Source organism: Allobaculum sp. JKK-2023, from assembly GCF_034745455.1.
Lineage (GTDB): Bacteria > Bacillota_I > Bacilli_A > Erysipelotrichales > Erysipelotrichaceae > Allobaculum.
This window is the reverse complement of sequence record NZ_JAYERV010000003.1, coordinates 628,638-643,484: the sequence shown is the minus strand read 5'-3', so window position 1 is coordinate 643,484 and position 14,847 is coordinate 628,638. Positions and strand designations below refer to the sequence as shown.

Here is a 14,847-nt window from a genome sequence, read left to right as displayed (position 1 = left end):
ACTCCAGAAGCAACAAGACTGGAAACACGCAAAAGAAAATCAGAATGAGACTGTTGAAGAAAACAAATACGAAAGGAGGGATTGGATGTTTTTAAAACGCATTGAACTGTCGGGGTTTAAAAGTTTTGCGAATAAAACTGTCATTTCCTTTGATGAACCTTTAACTGGCATTGTCGGCCCAAATGGCTGCGGCAAAAGCAACATTACCGATGCGGTGCGCTGGGTGTTAGGAGAACAGTCCGCCAAATCCCTGCGTTCGGGCGCTTCAATTTCCGACATTATTTTTGCGGGCAGCCAGAGCCGCAAGCCGGTCAATACGGCAAGAGCAACCCTGGTGTTTGATAACTCGCAGAAGATTTTTGACTCGCCCTATGACGAGATCGAAATTACAAGACAGATCAGCCGGGGCAGTTCAGAAATTTCCAACTTTATCAACCGGACACCATGCCGCTTAAAAGACATTCAGGACCTGGTTATGGATACCGGACTGGGACGGGACTCCCTGTCGATTATTTCGCAGGGCAACATTTCGTCTTTTGCGGATGCCAAACCAGAAGAACGCCGGCTGTTGTTTGAAGAAGCGGCCGGGGTTGCCAAATATAAAAAACGCAAGAAAGTCTCCCTGTCCAAACTGGAGGCAGTCAAAAATAACCTGGAGCGGGTACAGGACTTGCTTGACGCCCAGACAGATCAGCTTGAAGTTCTGGAAAAACAGGCCAAAAAGGCTGAGGAATATCTGGCTGCCAAAGAAGAGTTGTCCGAAATCGAAATCTCGGTTCTGGTTATCCGCATTCAGAGCGCCAAGGAAGAAGAAATGACCATCCGCTCCAGTCTGGAAACCATGCAGATCAGTCAGCTGGACAAAAGCAGTCAGCTTGAAAAAGCCGAAGCCCAGTCCGAAATCCTGACAAAACGCTCTTTAGAACTGGATGGGCAGATCGCCAGTTTGCAGCGCGAACTGTCAGAATGTATGGCCGAAGCCATGAAGCTCCAGAAACAGAAGGCCGTACTGGATGAACGACGCAAGATTTCGCTGAGCAGTGAAGACGAGCAGGCAAGGCGTCAGTCGCTGATGGAACTGTTCTCGGAAGCAGCCTTTGAATATGAAGACCGCCGGGATCGTTTAAACAAGGCTTCGCTGGAACTGAAGACCAAAGAAGATGAGATCAATCGTCTTCAAAGCCGTATCCATCCGGCTCGAGAACAGCGGGATCGCGATATGCAGGATCTGCACCGGCTCGAAAATCAGCTGGCTGGAGTGGAATCCCGCATTGCCCATCCGCCGTTTAAAAACCATGGGGTAGAAGCCGTTATGAACAATAAAAACCGCCTGGGCGGTATTCATGGCCTGGTCAGAGACCTGCTCGAATGTGAAGATGAGTATCTGCCAGCCATAACCACCGCTTTATCGGGCGCAGCGGATCAGATTGTGGTCAGCGACGAAGCGAGTGCCAGACAGGCCATCAACTGGCTCAAACGATCCCAGGCCGGGCGGGCTACGTTTTTGCCCTTAACGGTATGCAAACCGCGCGTTCTGGCCGACTGGCAGAAACAGACGGCTTCGAAAGTCTCCGGGATTCTGGGCAGTGCTGATACCTTTGTGCAATGCCAGCCAGAATATGAAAAGGTTAAAACCAGACTGCTTGGCAGCATTCTGATCGCCCGGGATCTGGAATCGGCCAACGAAGCCGCCAGACGCTTAAAACAGAGCGTCAAGATTGTCACCATTGGCGGTGATGTCGTTCATGCGGGTGGTGCCATGACTGGCGGCTATAACAAGCAGCCTGTCAACCCGATTCCAGCCCTGAAAAAAGAAAAGATCCGTCTGGAAGAGCAGATTGAAGCTTTGCAGAGCAATCTGGAAGAACAGGAAAGCAGACTGGATGAATTCGACTTGCAGGTGGAAACTTTGCGAGCGGATCTGATGCAAAGCCGGATTGAAAAAGAAAAACTGGCCAACATTGTCCAGGTCAAAAAAGAAAAATACGACAGTCTGCAGCTGCAAATTGGCCAGCTGGATCTTTCCCAAGCCAATGGCAGACAGGACTTGGATCATGAAAACAGCCTGATTGCAAGACTCTCCGCCCTGCATGAAAAGCAGGATGCGGCCAATGCGAAAATGCGCCGCCTGCAGCAGGAAAAAGAAGAAGCAATGAACACGAACAGTGAACTGACCACGAAGATCAGAACGCTTCGCCATGAGATTTCACAGCTGAGTTCTTCGATCCAGAAAAAAGAACTGGAGCTGGCCCGCGTTGAAACCCGTCTGGAACAGGATCTCAATCGGCTGGGTGCAGATTACGCGCTGACCTTTGAAGCGGCGAGTCTTCGCATGAAGCCAGTCAATGTCGATGAAGCGGAAGTGCAGGTGCGTGCCCTGCGCAAAAAAATGGTGGCGCTTGGCAACGTCAACCTTTCCGCGCCTGAACAGCTCAAGGAAGTCCAAGAAAAATATGACTTTTTAAATGGTCAGAAAACAGAACTGGAAGAAGCCTCAAGGCAGATTTTGGAAGCTGTGGATGAGATGGACCAGACAATGATTGTCCAGTTTGAAGAGATGTTCAACAAGATCAATGGCTGCCTCGATGAGGTCTTTAAAGCCATGTTTGGCGGGGGCAGGGCAAGACTGGTGCTGTGTGATCCCCAGGATCTGCTCAACACAGGCGTGGATGTGGATGTCCAGCCGCCAGGCAAAGCAGTCAAAAATTTACAGACCTTCTCGGGCGGAGAAAAAGCTTTGATTGCGATCTCAGTGCTGTTTGCTATATTAAAAGCAAGAACGGTGCCTCTTTGTATCTTTGACGAAGCGGAAGCCGCCCTTGACCAGGCCAACGTTGAGCGTTTCGCACGCTATCTGTCCCACTTTAAGGAGTCCAGCCAGTTCATTACCGTAACGCACCGGCCAGGAACCATGGAACAGTGCGATACGCTTTATGGCATTACCATGCAGCAGGACGGGGTCAGTCAGGTGTTGAAGGTACTGTTAAAAGACGCCAGAGAAATGAGTCAATAAAAACCAGAGTCCAGAGTCATCAAACCGAAAGATCGAAAGCAGATTGGCCGCCCTTTGGGCGCTGATACCTTGTTGGCAGCCACCAAGTGGAAAGAATCAAAGAACTAAAGAACTAAAGAATGAAAAGAACTGCTCTCGAAAAATCGGGGAAACCGGGCGTTGGTTTAAATCATTAGTCAGGAGAAAAGAATGGCTTTTTTTGAGAAACTGAAATCCAAATTTGTCCGCTCAAAAGATAAGGACAAATATCTGAGCGGCTTATCCAAGAGCCGTAAAAGCTTCGGAGACCGAATCCGTGCTTTATCGAACAGCTTCCATGGCATCAACGATGAACTGCTCGAAGAAATCATGGTCATTTTGCTGGAAAGCGATATGGGCATTCATACAGCCCAGAAAATCGTGGATGAATTTGAAAGCCACAGCAAAGAGATCAAGAACTTCGACTCCATGGAAGACTATCTGATCAATATTCTCTATGAATTTTATAATCCGGATGTCGATGCCGGCTGGGATCTGCAGGAAGATCAGCCGACCGTGATCATGATGGTTGGCGTCAACGGTTCGGGAAAAACAACGACAACCGCCAAATTAATCAACTACTTCCAGGAACGCGGCCTTTCACCGGTGGTAGCGGCTGCGGATACCTTCCGGGCTGGGGCCGTCGAACAGATTGAAATCTGGGCAGATCGCCTCAATGCGCCATGTGTTGCCGGAAAGGAAAAACAGGATCCGGCTTCGGTGATTGTGGATGCCTGCCGGTATGCCAAGGAGCACAACAACGATGTGCTGATCTGTGATACGGCTGGCCGCCTGCAAAACAAAACGAACCTGATGCGCGAACTTGAAAAGATGAGCCGCGTAGCAGGCCGGGAAATCGAAGGGGCACCCCACGAAACCTGGCTGGTTCTGGATGCGACCACTGGACAGAACGGAATCTCGCAGGCCAAAGAATTCATGGAAGTCACACCGGTGACCGGCATTGTTCTGACCAAAATGGATGGAACAGCCAAAGGCGGCGTCGTAATGGCTATCCGCGACCAGTTAGGTCTGCCGGTTCGTTTCCTTGGCCTTGGTGAAAAACCGGAAGACCTGCGTCCATTTGATCTGTCCAGCTATCTGATCGGCATCACTAAAGGTCTGGAAGACGAAGAATGATCTCGCACGTCACAGCCAACGAACTGCTCGATCTGTACGAAGGCCTGCTCAGTGTGCGCCAGCAAGAAGTTTTAGAGCTTTACTTCCAGGAAGACCTTTCGCTCAAGGAGATCCAGGAAAATCTCAATATTTCCAAAGCCGCTGTCTATGATGCCCTCAAAAAGGGGATTGCGGCGATGGAAAACTTTGAGGCCATTCTCCATCTCCATGCCAAAAGCAAGATCCTGGCCGCTTTTCTGGAAGCCCATCCTGAATTTGAAGAAATCCTCGGCAGTCTGCGCGAATAGCAGGCTGCTTTTTGCATTTAAAACGCTTTATTCATCAATTCCCCTGGATCCAAAGTGATCCAAAGTGATCTGAAATGCCCTTCATGAAAGAAATCGCTTTGGTTTTGAAGACAGATCAAAAAAGCTGGCCGTATCGTTATGGAAGATCCGAAGATCAGGGGCAAAACTGGCAAGCTTATAGGGCTGAAAATCGATTGCCATCGTGTTGCGTCCGTGTGGGCGTTATGAATGATAAGGATTTGATTATCAACTTTTTAAGCGTGAAATATCACATTTTATTTTGGATATTGTATCCTGTGAACAGCAGAGCATGGCTCTGTGTGCTTTTGGAGGGCGCTCAAATCAATCAAAAAACGCCTTGTTGAAAGAATAAGCCATGCCTCATGAGAGCAGGTGATGTTTTTGCAGTTAGAAGAAAGTGGCCGCCTGGCTGCGATTATCATGCGCACCGGAAAACTGCTGTTATCAAGCGGGGGCGATGTAGTCAGTGTCAAGCAGGCCATGAAAAGGGTCTGTGCAACGCATTCTGATGCGAAAAAACCTGAAGCGATCGTGGGTTCAAACAACCTGATGTTTTCTTTCAAAGTTGATCATCATATTGTGACCCGGATCTGTGAGGTCAAAAAAATCGGAAACGACATTACACGTATTGAAATGATTCATAATTTTACCGAGAATTGTTCGTCCATGTCGCTGGACGAGATGGAAAAAGAACTCGATCGAATTGAAGCGTACAAGCCGATTCCAAGGTGGATCCGGGTACTGGCTTCCGGTATCTGTTCAGCTGGATTCGGATTGTTTTTCAGTGACTGGTCAGACGCTTTTTATATTTTCCTGATTGGCCTTGGCGCCGGATGGATTCTGACTTCGAAAGCAAACCGGATTTTGAATATTATTGCCGCAAGCTTTTTTGTCACGATCATTCCGATTCTTCTGGAGCATGTAAATATTCCAATTGGGATTGAAAAAACAGTGGTTTCCAATATGCCGCTGATGGTTCCGGGAATGGTCATGTTTAATGCCATCCGGGATACTCTCAACGGTAACTATGCAGCTGGCTGGGCACGGATTGCCGAAGCGCTGATGATCGGTGCATCCATCGCCGCTGGCACAGGAATAGCATTGGCGGTGCTTTTGATATGATGATTCTTATTAATGCGATTGGTGCAGGGATTGTGTGCAGCATGTGTTCGATCCGCTTTAACGGGCGGGGCAGCAATGTTCTGGTTGCCGGGTTTATCGGCTTCATGTCCGCTCTGGTGATGGGATTCTTTTCCGGCATGTATGTCAGGGCCTTTGTCAGCGGTCTGACTTACAGCATTCTGTCTGAGATTTTCTCCCGAATTTTTGACAAACCGGTGTCCGTTTATCTTCCGGCTGTCCTGGTACCGTTTGTACCCGGCAAACTGACGTATTACATGATGGGTGAATTTGTTCATGGCGATCGGGTCGCAGCGATGGATCGAGTTTCAGAAATTCTTTGCGTCTGTGGAATGATTGCGCTGGCCATTTTGCTGACCGAAACCGCAATCCGGGTCTGGACCGAATGGCATGAAAAAGGAAAACAGAAACAGGCCAGTCTGAATGAGTAAATAAAGCTCCAGATCCTCAAAAAAACGAGCATTTCTTTACGATTTTTACGAAAGTTTGGTTCTTGCCTGCATGTGGCAGCCTTAACTTTTTAAGCTTTTAATCGTCCCGGTATAGCCGCCCCAAGGCTTGCCGGGAATTTTTTTGCGGCATATTGCGCCATATTGCGCCATATTGATCAGCTGCTCAAAGCCAATCTTATCGAGGGCGGCAAGCCGGCATGGCTGACAGATCTTTTTGCAGGCATCAGACCTGGCTTCTGCTGGCATCAGTCCTGACTTGGATCATGGAGAAAAGAATTAGCAGATCTTTTTTGAAATAACAATCTGAAAAGAAAAAAATCAGCTTGAAAAAGATGGAAAGATGAAAACAGACCTGGCACAGAGGCGGATTTCTGGCTTAGGTGCCCAAGATTTTTAAACTTGCGATTTTCATTGTGAGAATTGCTCTAAAACGAACTTGTGAAAGAATTCTTTTCATTCAGCCTGAAAGCGCCTTTTAGGATCTCTTTCAATAGCAGTCATCGAAAACAGTTTCGGGCTCAAAAAGGATGAGGATTGGACTGTTATTCAAAATGGGATAAACTTGATATATCTGTTAATCAAGAAAAGAGGAGAAAAAATATGGCAATTGTTATGTCCGTCAATGCTGGAAGTTCGTCTTTGAAATTCCAGGTTTATGAAATGCCGGAAGAAAAAGTCCTGGCAAAAGGCCTTGTAGAAAGAATCGGTCTGAATGATGGGGTGTTCTCCATCACTGTCGATGGCAAGAAATATACCGAAACAGCGGATATCCCTAACCACGAAGTTGCAGTTCAGATGCTCGTTGATGCGCTGATCAAACATCACGTTGTTAACGAACTGACTGATATCAAGGCGATTGGCCACCGCATCGTCCATGGTGGTGAATTCTATGCTGACTCTGTAGTGGCTACTCCAGATGCAGTTGAAAAAGTTGAAGAGTGCATCCCCCTGGCTCCGCTGCACAACCCAGCTGGTCTGACTGGTTATAAAACATTCGCAAAGATGCTGCCGGATGCGGTTCATACCTTCGTATTCGATACTGCTTTCCACCAGACAATGCCAGCTGAAAACTATATCTATCCAATTCCTTACGAATACTATGAAAACGACCATATCCGCCGCTATGGATTCCACGGGACTTCTCATAAATATCTGACTGAGCGTCTGGCTGAAATCGAAGGCAAGAAGCCAGAAGAAATGAATATCATCACTTGCCACTTAGGCAATGGCGCTTCCATCACGGCTGTTAAAGAAGGAAAATCCTTCAAGACTTCCATGGGTCTGACTCCTCTGGCTGGTGTTGAAATGGGCACTCGTTCCGGTGATATCGATCCGGCAATCCCTGGTGTGCTGATGGAAAAATATGGTTACACCGCAAAAGAAGTCGACAATATCCTGAATAAGAAATCGGGTCTGCTTGGTGTTTCTGGTCTCTCCTCTGACAGCCGCGATATTGAAAATGCGATTGAAGAAGGCAACAAACGCGCAGCTCTCGCAAAGAAAATCTTTGATGACCGCGTAGTCGAAACAGTTGCCGGCTACTATGGCTTAATGGGCGGTGCGGATGCAATTGTCTTCGCTGGCGGTATCGGTGAAAATGCGATCGACACACGGGCTGACATCATCAACGGACTGGCAGCTCTCGGTGTAAAACTGGATGACGACGCCAACAACTGCCGTGGCAAAGAAGTCAAGATCTCAGCTCCTGATTCTAAACTGGATGTATTTGTCATCCCAACAGATGAAGAAGTCATGATCGCACGGGATGCTTTCGCCAACCTGAAGTAATGTTCGATCCAGAAAAAGAAAAAAAATTCTTTGAGGCCATTGAGCATGCCGACTCTATCGTCATCTTCCGGCATGTTTCCCCCGATCCCGATGCAGTAGGCAGTCAGCTTGGCTTACGGGAATGGATCAAAGAAGAATATCCAGAAAAAACTGTTCTCGCTCTTGGCCAGGGCCCTTTGATGGACCAGGCGGATGATGAAACGATTGCCAATTCGCTGGCGATTGTGACGGATACAGCCAATAGTCCAAGAGTGGATGACTTGCGCTATGCCAAGGCAAAACAGATTGCCCGCATCGACCACCATGTCAAAGTGGAAGATTTCGGTGATCTTGATTTTGTCGATGATAAAGCAGCGGCAGCCTGTGAAATCGAAGCGCTCATGCTTAAAGACGCTCACAAGACGATTGGTTCTGCTGCTGCCCAGCATCTGATGAGCGGCCTGATGGCAGATACCCAGCGTTTTACCATTCCAACGGTCCGTCCTCAGACTTTTGAAGCAGCAATTTGGCTGATGGAGCAGGGAGCCAACCCAAACCTGGCTGCAAAATCGCTCTACAGCACAACCTGGCCGCTTTTCCAGTACAATACAAGAGTAAAAAGCCGTGCGCAAAGACGAGGCGGGCTGCTCTTTGCCCTGATGAGCCAGAGTGATTATCTGGAATTTGGACTGTCCTATGAGGAAGCCAAAAACGAGGTAAATGCGCTTGGCAATATTGGCGATATCCAGATCTGGGCGCTCTTTACTGAAGATTGCGACCACACCTATGCAGCCTCGCTTCGTTCGGATTCTGTTTCTGTCCGCGAACTGGCAGCTGAATATGGCGGCGGCGGACACGCGTGTGCATGCGGCATCAAGAAGATTCCCCCTGAAAAACTTCCGGTGCTCATCGCGGCTCTGCAAAATCTTGCCAATCAGGCCTGATCCTGCAGGGCAGACGTGAACTGCATTCTGTAAACCCAAAACAAGAGATTCTGATTGTGTAAGTTTTCCTTACTTACCGGTCAAAATCTCTTTTTCTTTTCTGGCAGCCTGCCTGGGAACAGGACGGTGCACAATCAGGTTTTTGTATTTCCTGCCGGACAGAAAAGCCCCTTTTGCTGATTGATCCGAAGTGTGGGCCTGATTGCTTTCGTCTGTTTCGAAAAATCGTCACAACTCGATATAATAGCCGTATGATTCATCTTCATACCCGATCGTGCTACTCATTGTTAGAAAGCACTCTGCAGATCGATGACATAATTCGTAAAGCCAAAGAAAATGGCCAGAGGGCTGTGGCATTGACCGATCATCGTTCCCTGTATGGAACGATGGCTTTTCTTCATGCCGCCAAAGAGGCTGGCCTCAAACCGATCATCGGTCTGGAATTTGAAATCCGAAAAAACGAACAGATCTATTCCTTGCTTGCCCTGGCAAAAAACACAACAGGTCTGCAAAGCCTGTACCGCCTTTCCACGACCCTGATGTCGACAAATGAACCGCTGCCTTTTGAAGAGCTGGCTTCCTATCAGGAAGGTTTGATCTTGATGAATGCGGGCGGCGATGAGTATCTGGAAAGCATGGCTCAGGAAAATGACCTGGAAGCTCTCAGTGAATTTTTCGCTGATCTGCAGGCGGTAAGTGAACAAAGCTACATGGCTCTATCCTTACAGGACTCTCCGCGCTATGCCCGCTCCAACCAGGTCATGAGAAGCATTGCTCCTTCTTTAGACATTGAATGTGTAGCTCTTTCACGCATTGAATACGAAAAGCCGGAAGATGAGCGGACTTTGAGGCTGCTGCAGGCCATTTCAAAATCCTGTTTCATTGATGATCCATCCCTGAAAGTGCGCAAGGGCCGCTGGTATCGATCGCCAGAAGAGATGGCGGAGCTGTATGATGCCCGGTCTTTGGAAATGACAGATCGGATTGCGGATCAGATTGAAGAGTACAGCATTCCCAAAGCAGAACTACCTGTCTATCGCAATAAAAATGACATCAGCAGTGAGATGTATCTTAAAAATCTCTGCATCGCTGGTCTGAAAAAACGACTCAATGGCAAGATAGAAGCCCGCTATGCGCGCCGGCTCAATGAAGAGCTGGATGTCATTTTATCGATGGGCTTTGCGGATTATTTTTTGATCGTGTGGGACTTTATCCGGGAAGCACGCAAACGCAATATCCTGGTTGGGCCAGGGCGAGGCAGTGCGGCGGGTTCGCTGGTTGCCTGGTGTCTTGGCATCTCCCATATCGATCCTTTGGCCAACCATCTGCTGTTTGAACGTTTTCTCAATCCGGGGCGTGTCAGCATGCCAGATATTGATACCGACTTTCCGGATAACCGGCGGGATGAAATCATTGAATATGTCCAGGAAGTCTATGGCCGTTATCATGCCGCGCATATCGTCACCTTTGCGCGCATGAAAACCAAATCTGCCCTGCGGGATTGCGGCCGGGCATTGAATGTGCCCATGCGGGAAGTTGACCGGCTTTGCAAATTGCTGCCAAACAGCCCAAATCTGACGTTGAAATCGGCTTATGAGACCAATCGGCCTTTTGCGTCTTTGATCAATAACAATCCAAGACTACAGGCTGTTTACCAGGCAGCGATTCGCATCGAAGGCTTTCCGCGCCATGCTTCGATTCATGCAGGGGGTATTGTTCTGGCTCGAGAGAGCATCGTCAACCAGGCCCCGCTTCAGGAAGTCGGCGAACCGCTTCCAGCCGTTCAGTTTACGATGGAATATCTCGAAGAAATCGGCCTGATTAAATTCGACTTTTTGTCCCTTCGCAATCTGACCACTCTGGCCAATATGGTCGATGGAATCGAGCAGCAGACCGGTCAGAAAATTGATCTGCTCAAACTGCAGCTTGATGACCCGATGGTCTTCCAGGTCTTGCAAAATGGAGATACCCAGGGCATCTTCCAGTTAGAAAGTGCCGGTATCCGGGATCTGATCCTTCGTTACCGGCCGGTGCGTTTTGAAGACATTGCAGCGATTCTGGCTCTATACCGCCCAGGGCCAATGAAAAATATCGACATGTTTCTGGAGGCCCGGTTTCATCCGGAAAGACGACGCAGCATCCATCCCTTGATTGACCCGCTGCTGGCAGAAACGGGTGGAATTTTCGTCTACCAGGAACAGATCATGGAAGCGGCCCGGATCATAGGCGGGTTTACCTTATCCGAAGCCGATATTCTGCGTAAGGCGATGTCAAAGAAAAAGCCGGAAGTCATGAAAGAGTGGGAAGAGAAGTTTGTCCAGGGCGCTCTGGCCAATCAGATTGACGGATCCAAAGCTCGCGAAATCTTTGCGACGATGAGCCAGTTTGCGGAATATGGATTCAATAAGTCCCATTCCTATGTGTATGGCCTGATCGTGTATCAGATGACCTGGATCAAAGCCAGACATCCACTGGTTTTCTATCAGTGTTCCCTCAACGCAAGTATCGGTTCAGGTTCGAAAACCAATATCTTCCTGCAAGAATGCCGAAATCGCCAGATCCCAATCCTGCCGATTTCCATCAACAAATCAGGCAGCCGCTTTGAAATCGAAAATCAGGCTTTGCGCATGCCGCTTTCTCTGGTTCACTCCATCAACCGCCAGATCATCGAAAAGATTGAAGCGGAAAGACAGGCTCACGGATATTTCGATGATCCTTGCCTGGCTATCCTGCGATTGCTTCATGCCAGTCTTTCTTCAGCGCAGATTCTCGCTCTTATACGGGCAGGGGCATTCGATGAGCTGCAGGCTGGACGTGAAAGCCTGGAAGCGGGCATGGAAGAAGTTGTCCGGCTGGCGGATCTGGTCTGTCTGGATGAAACAACCAAAACCTGGCGCTTTTCTGGCATTACACCACCTGAACTGCCTGAGCGTCCGATTGATCGAATGACACGCCTGCAAAATGAAAAAGAGGTTCTTGGCTTTTATGTCACCCGCCATCCATCCGAGATCGTCCGCCAGAAGGACCGGCGGATCATGAGTGCACAAAAGGCTTTGGGCTATGAAGGAAGACTGCAATTGGCGGGTATCCTTCATTCCATCAAGGAACATAAGACGAAAAAAGGACAGATGATGGCCTTTGCCATCCTGAGTGACGATACCGGGGAGATCAACCTTTCAATTATGCCCTGGCTGCTCGATCAGATCCGGCCAATTCTCAAAGAAAACCAGCTCGTCTGGCTGCGGGGCAATAAAAACCGCCCACAGTCAGTTCTGGTTGACGAACTGGCCTTGATTACCAGACTGTAAGAATTGGAATGAAGAATTGATCGGAATGAAGAATTGAAAAGAGTAATAGAATCTGCCAGACCAGGCAGCCGGAAAAGACCATAGAAGAATGAGATAAAACAGTTAACATTTGATAGGTAGAAAAATGAGAAGAGAAGCAGCACAATCAGCTCTTTTGCCCAGGTCTGATTGTGCCGGGAAAGAAGGAAAATGGATGATTAAAGCGATCTTTCTGGATGTAGACAACACCCTGTTTTCGCATGCTCAAAAAAAGGTGCCGGACGATGCAATGGAAGCCATCCACCAGTTTCAGAAAAATGGCGGCCTGGTTTTTATGGCAACCGGGCGGCATGTCAGTGAGCTGAAAGAGTTGGAGCTGGATAAATTGAATCTGGATGGCTATGTCATGATGAATGGCACGATTATTCTCGATCGAAATATGGATCTGGCTGCGGGTATTCAGTTTCAGAATGAAGCCCTGAAATCGCTTCTGGATCTGTTTGAACGCAAAGAGCGTCCGGTGGCCCTGCTGGAAAAAGACTGTTTCTACATGAACTATATTGATGATAGGGTCCGGCAGGTTCAGGTTGATTACTCACTGGCTCCTCCTGCTGTCCACGGCTGGACAGGAAATCCGCTTTATGGTGGTGTTACCTATGTTTCGAGAGAGGAAGAACCAGAATTTAAGCAAAACGAAATCGGACCAGGGGTTCTGGTTGAACGCTGGGGTGATTTTGGCGTCGATCTGGTTCCGCATTCAGGGGGCAAAGCTTATGGCCTTGAGCAAGTCGGCAAAGTTTATAATCTGAAGCCTGAAGAGATGATGGCTTTTGGAGATGCTGACAATGATCTGTCCATGCTCAAATATGCCGGGATCGGAGTAGCAATGGGCAATGGACTTGATGTGGTCAAAGAAGCAGCGGACTATGTCACTGACTCGGTAGACGAAGGCGGAATCGCCAATGCGATGAAGCATTTCGGTCTGATCTGAAATTCTGGCTTAGATGCAGGCTTCAATGTCTGCGGTCAATTGTGAAACGATGAACAAGGTCAAAATTTTATGGGAATTGATCGAATTTTGGGCTGAAAGTTGACGTTCACAATCCAGATCATTAATATATGACTGTTGCAGTCTTCACGACTTGCAACCGCACAGAAAAGGCACAAGTGATGCACAGGCGCATCCGCCTTCATGGCGAGTATCAAGACTCGGAAAGGAGACACATATGTACGCAATTATCGAAACCGGCGGAAAACAGATCAAAGTCGAAGACGGATCCGTAATCTGGGTAGAAAAATTAGACGCTCAGGAAGGTGAAAACGTAACTTTCGACAAAGTTCTGTATGTAGACGGAAAAGTTGGAAAACCTTTTGTTGAAGGGGCTTCTGTTACTGGAGTAGTAGAAAAACAGGGTAAAGGCAAGAAAATCACAATCGTGAAATACCGTCCTAAAAAATCTTCCACTCGTAGAAAACAGGGTCACAGACAGCCTTATACGCGTGTTAAAATCGAATCCATCAACGCTTAATGATTCAGATTCGTTTTGAAACTACAGAGACTGGTCTTATCCGGACAATGACGATGACAGGCCATGCCAATGCCGCTCCTTATGGACAGGATTTAGTATGTGCCGGTGTATCAGCCGTTGCCCTCTCATCGCTCAATGCGATTGATCTTTTGTACCCTGATGCCTGTACGATGATGGCTGAAAACAATAAGATCTTCTTAAAAGTTGATTATGACAGTCATGATCTTCAGATTACGCTGAAAACCATGGCCACTCAGTTATCCGCACTGGCTTCTGAGTATCCGAAATCCATTCGGATCCGGTACAGTAATTAAATAACAGAAGAGAAAGAGGTGTACTCATGCGTTTTACAATGAACCTTCAGTTCTTCGCTTCCAAAAAAGGTGTAGGTTCGACCAAGAACGGTCGTGACTCCCACTCCAAACGTTTAGGTGCTAAACTGGCAGATGGACAGAAATGCCTTGCTGGTTCTATCATCTACCGTCAGCGTGGAACAAAAATTCATCCAGGTAAAAATGTAGGCAGAGGTGGAGACGATACTCTGTTTGCTACTGTTGATGGCGTAGTTAAATACGAAAGACTCGGCAGAGACAGAAAACAGGTTTCCGTATATCCTGTTGAATAATGAATGTAAATGAAGTCTGGCTTGGCCAGGCTTTTTTTGTACTTTTCAAAATTCGGATATAGCAACATTCTCATCTCTACATTGTATGATGGCAATGACTCACTTGGTGATTTGATGCGTGACTTGCGAAATCCAAACCCGGAAGAAATCAAGCTGACAGCTCTGCGCGAGGTGGAAAGGCGCCTCAAAAATGAACAGAAAGGACGGGAAATTGTGTCGAGCACATTTAAAGAACTGCTGGATGAAGCTGTGAAAGAAGCTGAAATCAGAAATACAGAACGAACAATTCAGTCTTACTTTGCGGAAGGTGGAGAAGATTCTCACTTTATCGCGAAGGTCCTGCATATCTCAGTAGAGGATGTGGAAAAGATCCGAAACGAAATGGATCACAGAATGGCAAAGATTTAGCTGGAGCTAAAACAGGAGTTTGTAAATTATCCGCTTGCTTTTCGAATGAATCTGATTTGGATCCGGACAATAAGATCCTGAGAAAACTGACTTCTGTTCTTGTCAAGAAGCAGCAGAACGTCGTTTAAAAAGCAAGAATGGCTTTTGTGCCTGGTGCTTTTCGTAGTGACTGTTTATTTGCGCTGATGATCACGACCTGATGCAATGAGTCTTCCGAAT

15 protein-coding genes and 1 other annotated feature are annotated in these 14,847 nt (G+C 47.8%); of the genes, 14 read left to right on the top strand and 1 reads right to left on the bottom strand.

Annotated elements, in window-relative coordinates:
* Positions 1–85: 85 nt before the first annotated feature.
* The 6 genes from U4956_RS02645 (at position 86) to U4956_RS02620 (ending at position 6,047) form a co-directional block, all read left to right on the top strand.
* On the top strand, positions 86–3,013 hold the full coding sequence (locus U4956_RS02645) for an AAA family ATPase (protein WP_323088867.1): 2,928 nt from the start codon (positions 86–88) through the stop codon (positions 3,011–3,013).
* Between the two features lie 189 nt (positions 3,014–3,202).
* Complete coding sequence (gene ftsY / locus U4956_RS02640) at positions 3,203–4,168, top strand: signal recognition particle-docking protein FtsY (RefSeq protein WP_323088865.1); 966 nt, start codon at positions 3,203–3,205, stop codon at positions 4,166–4,168.
* The gene (locus tag U4956_RS02635) at positions 4,165–4,455 is read left to right on the top strand and encodes a sigma factor-like helix-turn-helix DNA-binding protein (protein WP_323088864.1); all 291 of its coding nucleotides are present in this window, start codon (positions 4,165–4,167) and stop codon (positions 4,453–4,455) included. The genes ftsY and U4956_RS02635 overlap by 4 nt, the downstream gene beginning before the upstream one ends.
* An 83-nt stretch (positions 4,456–4,538) precedes the next feature.
* Complete coding sequence (locus U4956_RS02630) at positions 4,539–4,820, top strand: hypothetical protein (protein ID WP_323088863.1); 282 nt, start codon at positions 4,539–4,541, stop codon at positions 4,818–4,820.
* A gap of 31 nt (positions 4,821–4,851) precedes the next feature.
* Positions 4,852–5,598: a threonine/serine exporter family protein gene (locus U4956_RS02625; protein ID WP_323088862.1), complete on the top strand. Its 747-nt coding sequence runs from the start codon at positions 4,852–4,854 to the stop codon at positions 5,596–5,598.
* A complete protein-coding gene (locus tag U4956_RS02620) occupies positions 5,595–6,047 on the top strand; it encodes a threonine/serine exporter family protein (protein ID WP_323088860.1) in 453 nt (150 codons plus the stop codon). The genes U4956_RS02625 and U4956_RS02620 overlap by 4 nt, the downstream gene beginning before the upstream one ends.
* Positions 6,048–6,128: 81 nt before the next feature.
* Here U4956_RS02620 and U4956_RS02615 read toward each other — a convergent pair whose 3' ends face one another.
* A complete protein-coding gene (locus U4956_RS02615) occupies positions 6,129–6,314 on the bottom strand; it encodes a hypothetical protein (protein ID WP_323088858.1) in 186 nt (61 codons plus the stop codon).
* Between the two features lie 354 nt (positions 6,315–6,668).
* On the opposite strand from U4956_RS02615, the gene U4956_RS02610 reads away from it, so the two are divergent.
* The 8 genes from U4956_RS02610 to U4956_RS02575 all read left to right on the top strand — a co-directional run bounded on the left by U4956_RS02610 (position 6,669) and on the right by U4956_RS02575 (position 14,628).
* Positions 6,669–7,856: an acetate kinase gene (locus U4956_RS02610; RefSeq protein ID WP_323088856.1), complete on the top strand. Its 1,188-nt coding sequence runs from the start codon at positions 6,669–6,671 to the stop codon at positions 7,854–7,856.
* A complete protein-coding gene (locus tag U4956_RS02605) occupies positions 7,856–8,779 on the top strand; it encodes a bifunctional oligoribonuclease/PAP phosphatase NrnA (RefSeq protein ID WP_323088855.1) in 924 nt (307 codons plus the stop codon). The genes U4956_RS02610 and U4956_RS02605 overlap by 1 nt, the downstream gene beginning before the upstream one ends.
* A gap of 251 nt (positions 8,780–9,030) precedes the next feature.
* Positions 9,031–12,087: a DNA polymerase III subunit alpha gene (locus U4956_RS02600; RefSeq protein ID WP_323088853.1), complete on the top strand. Its 3,057-nt coding sequence runs from the start codon at positions 9,031–9,033 to the stop codon at positions 12,085–12,087.
* A gap of 193 nt (positions 12,088–12,280) precedes the next feature.
* Positions 12,281–13,057 (top strand): Cof-type HAD-IIB family hydrolase, encoded by a 777-nt coding sequence (locus tag U4956_RS02595; RefSeq protein ID WP_323088852.1) that lies wholly within the window; start codon positions 12,281–12,283, stop codon positions 13,055–13,057.
* 145 nt (positions 13,058–13,202) lie between these two features.
* Positions 13,203–13,279 (top strand) — a sequence feature (ribosomal protein L21 leader region).
* A gap of 13 nt (positions 13,280–13,292) precedes the next feature.
* Positions 13,293–13,595, top strand: coding sequence for a 50S ribosomal protein L21 (gene rplU / locus U4956_RS02590; RefSeq protein ID WP_323088851.1), 303 nt, complete (start codon positions 13,293–13,295; stop codon positions 13,593–13,595).
* Positions 13,595–13,909 (top strand): ribosomal-processing cysteine protease Prp, encoded by a 315-nt coding sequence (locus U4956_RS02585; RefSeq protein ID WP_323088850.1) that lies wholly within the window; start codon positions 13,595–13,597, stop codon positions 13,907–13,909. Before rplU ends, U4956_RS02585 begins: the two co-directional genes overlap by 1 nt.
* Positions 13,910–13,935: 26 nt before the next feature.
* The gene (gene rpmA / locus U4956_RS02580; protein WP_323088849.1) at positions 13,936–14,220 is read left to right on the top strand and encodes a 50S ribosomal protein L27; all 285 of its coding nucleotides are present in this window, start codon (positions 13,936–13,938) and stop codon (positions 14,218–14,220) included.
* 36 nt (positions 14,221–14,256) lie between these two features.
* Positions 14,257–14,628 carry a hypothetical protein gene (locus U4956_RS02575; protein ID WP_323088847.1) on the top strand — a complete coding sequence of 124 codons (372 nt, stop codon included), beginning with the start codon at positions 14,257–14,259 and terminating at the stop codon, positions 14,626–14,628.
* The last annotated feature ends 219 nt before the right edge of the window (positions 14,629–14,847 follow it).

Excerpts from the sequence above, each read along its gene's own strand:
- U4956_RS02635 (WP_323088864.1), top strand. The coding sequence starts at position 4,165 with ATGATCTCGCACGTCACAGCCAACGAACTGCTCGATCTGTACGAAGGC.
- rpmA (WP_323088849.1), top strand. The coding sequence starts at position 13,936 with ATGCGTTTTACAATGAACCTTCAGTTCTTCGCTTCCAAAAAAGGTGTA.
- U4956_RS02620 (WP_323088860.1), top strand. The coding sequence starts at position 5,595 with ATGATGATTCTTATTAATGCGATTGGTGCAGGGATTGTGTGCAGCATG.
- U4956_RS02585 (WP_323088850.1), top strand. The coding sequence starts at position 13,595 with ATGATTCAGATTCGTTTTGAAACTACAGAGACTGGTCTTATCCGGACA.
- U4956_RS02645 (WP_323088867.1), top strand. The coding sequence starts at position 86 with ATGTTTTTAAAACGCATTGAACTGTCGGGGTTTAAAAGTTTTGCGAAT.
- U4956_RS02610 (WP_323088856.1), top strand. The coding sequence starts at position 6,669 with ATGGCAATTGTTATGTCCGTCAATGCTGGAAGTTCGTCTTTGAAATTC.
- rplU (WP_323088851.1), top strand. The coding sequence starts at position 13,293 with ATGTACGCAATTATCGAAACCGGCGGAAAACAGATCAAAGTCGAAGAC.
- U4956_RS02615 (WP_323088858.1), bottom strand. The coding sequence starts at position 6,314 with ATGCCAGCAGAAGCCAGGTCTGATGCCTGCAAAAAGATCTGTCAGCCA.
- U4956_RS02625 (WP_323088862.1), top strand. The coding sequence starts at position 4,852 with ATGTTTTTGCAGTTAGAAGAAAGTGGCCGCCTGGCTGCGATTATCATG.
- U4956_RS02630 (WP_323088863.1), top strand. The coding sequence starts at position 4,539 with ATGAAAGAAATCGCTTTGGTTTTGAAGACAGATCAAAAAAGCTGGCCG.
- ftsY (WP_323088865.1), top strand. The coding sequence starts at position 3,203 with ATGGCTTTTTTTGAGAAACTGAAATCCAAATTTGTCCGCTCAAAAGAT.
- U4956_RS02600 (WP_323088853.1), top strand. The coding sequence starts at position 9,031 with ATGATTCATCTTCATACCCGATCGTGCTACTCATTGTTAGAAAGCACT.
- U4956_RS02595 (WP_323088852.1), top strand. The coding sequence starts at position 12,281 with ATGATTAAAGCGATCTTTCTGGATGTAGACAACACCCTGTTTTCGCAT.
- U4956_RS02605 (WP_323088855.1), top strand. The coding sequence starts at position 7,856 with ATGTTCGATCCAGAAAAAGAAAAAAAATTCTTTGAGGCCATTGAGCAT.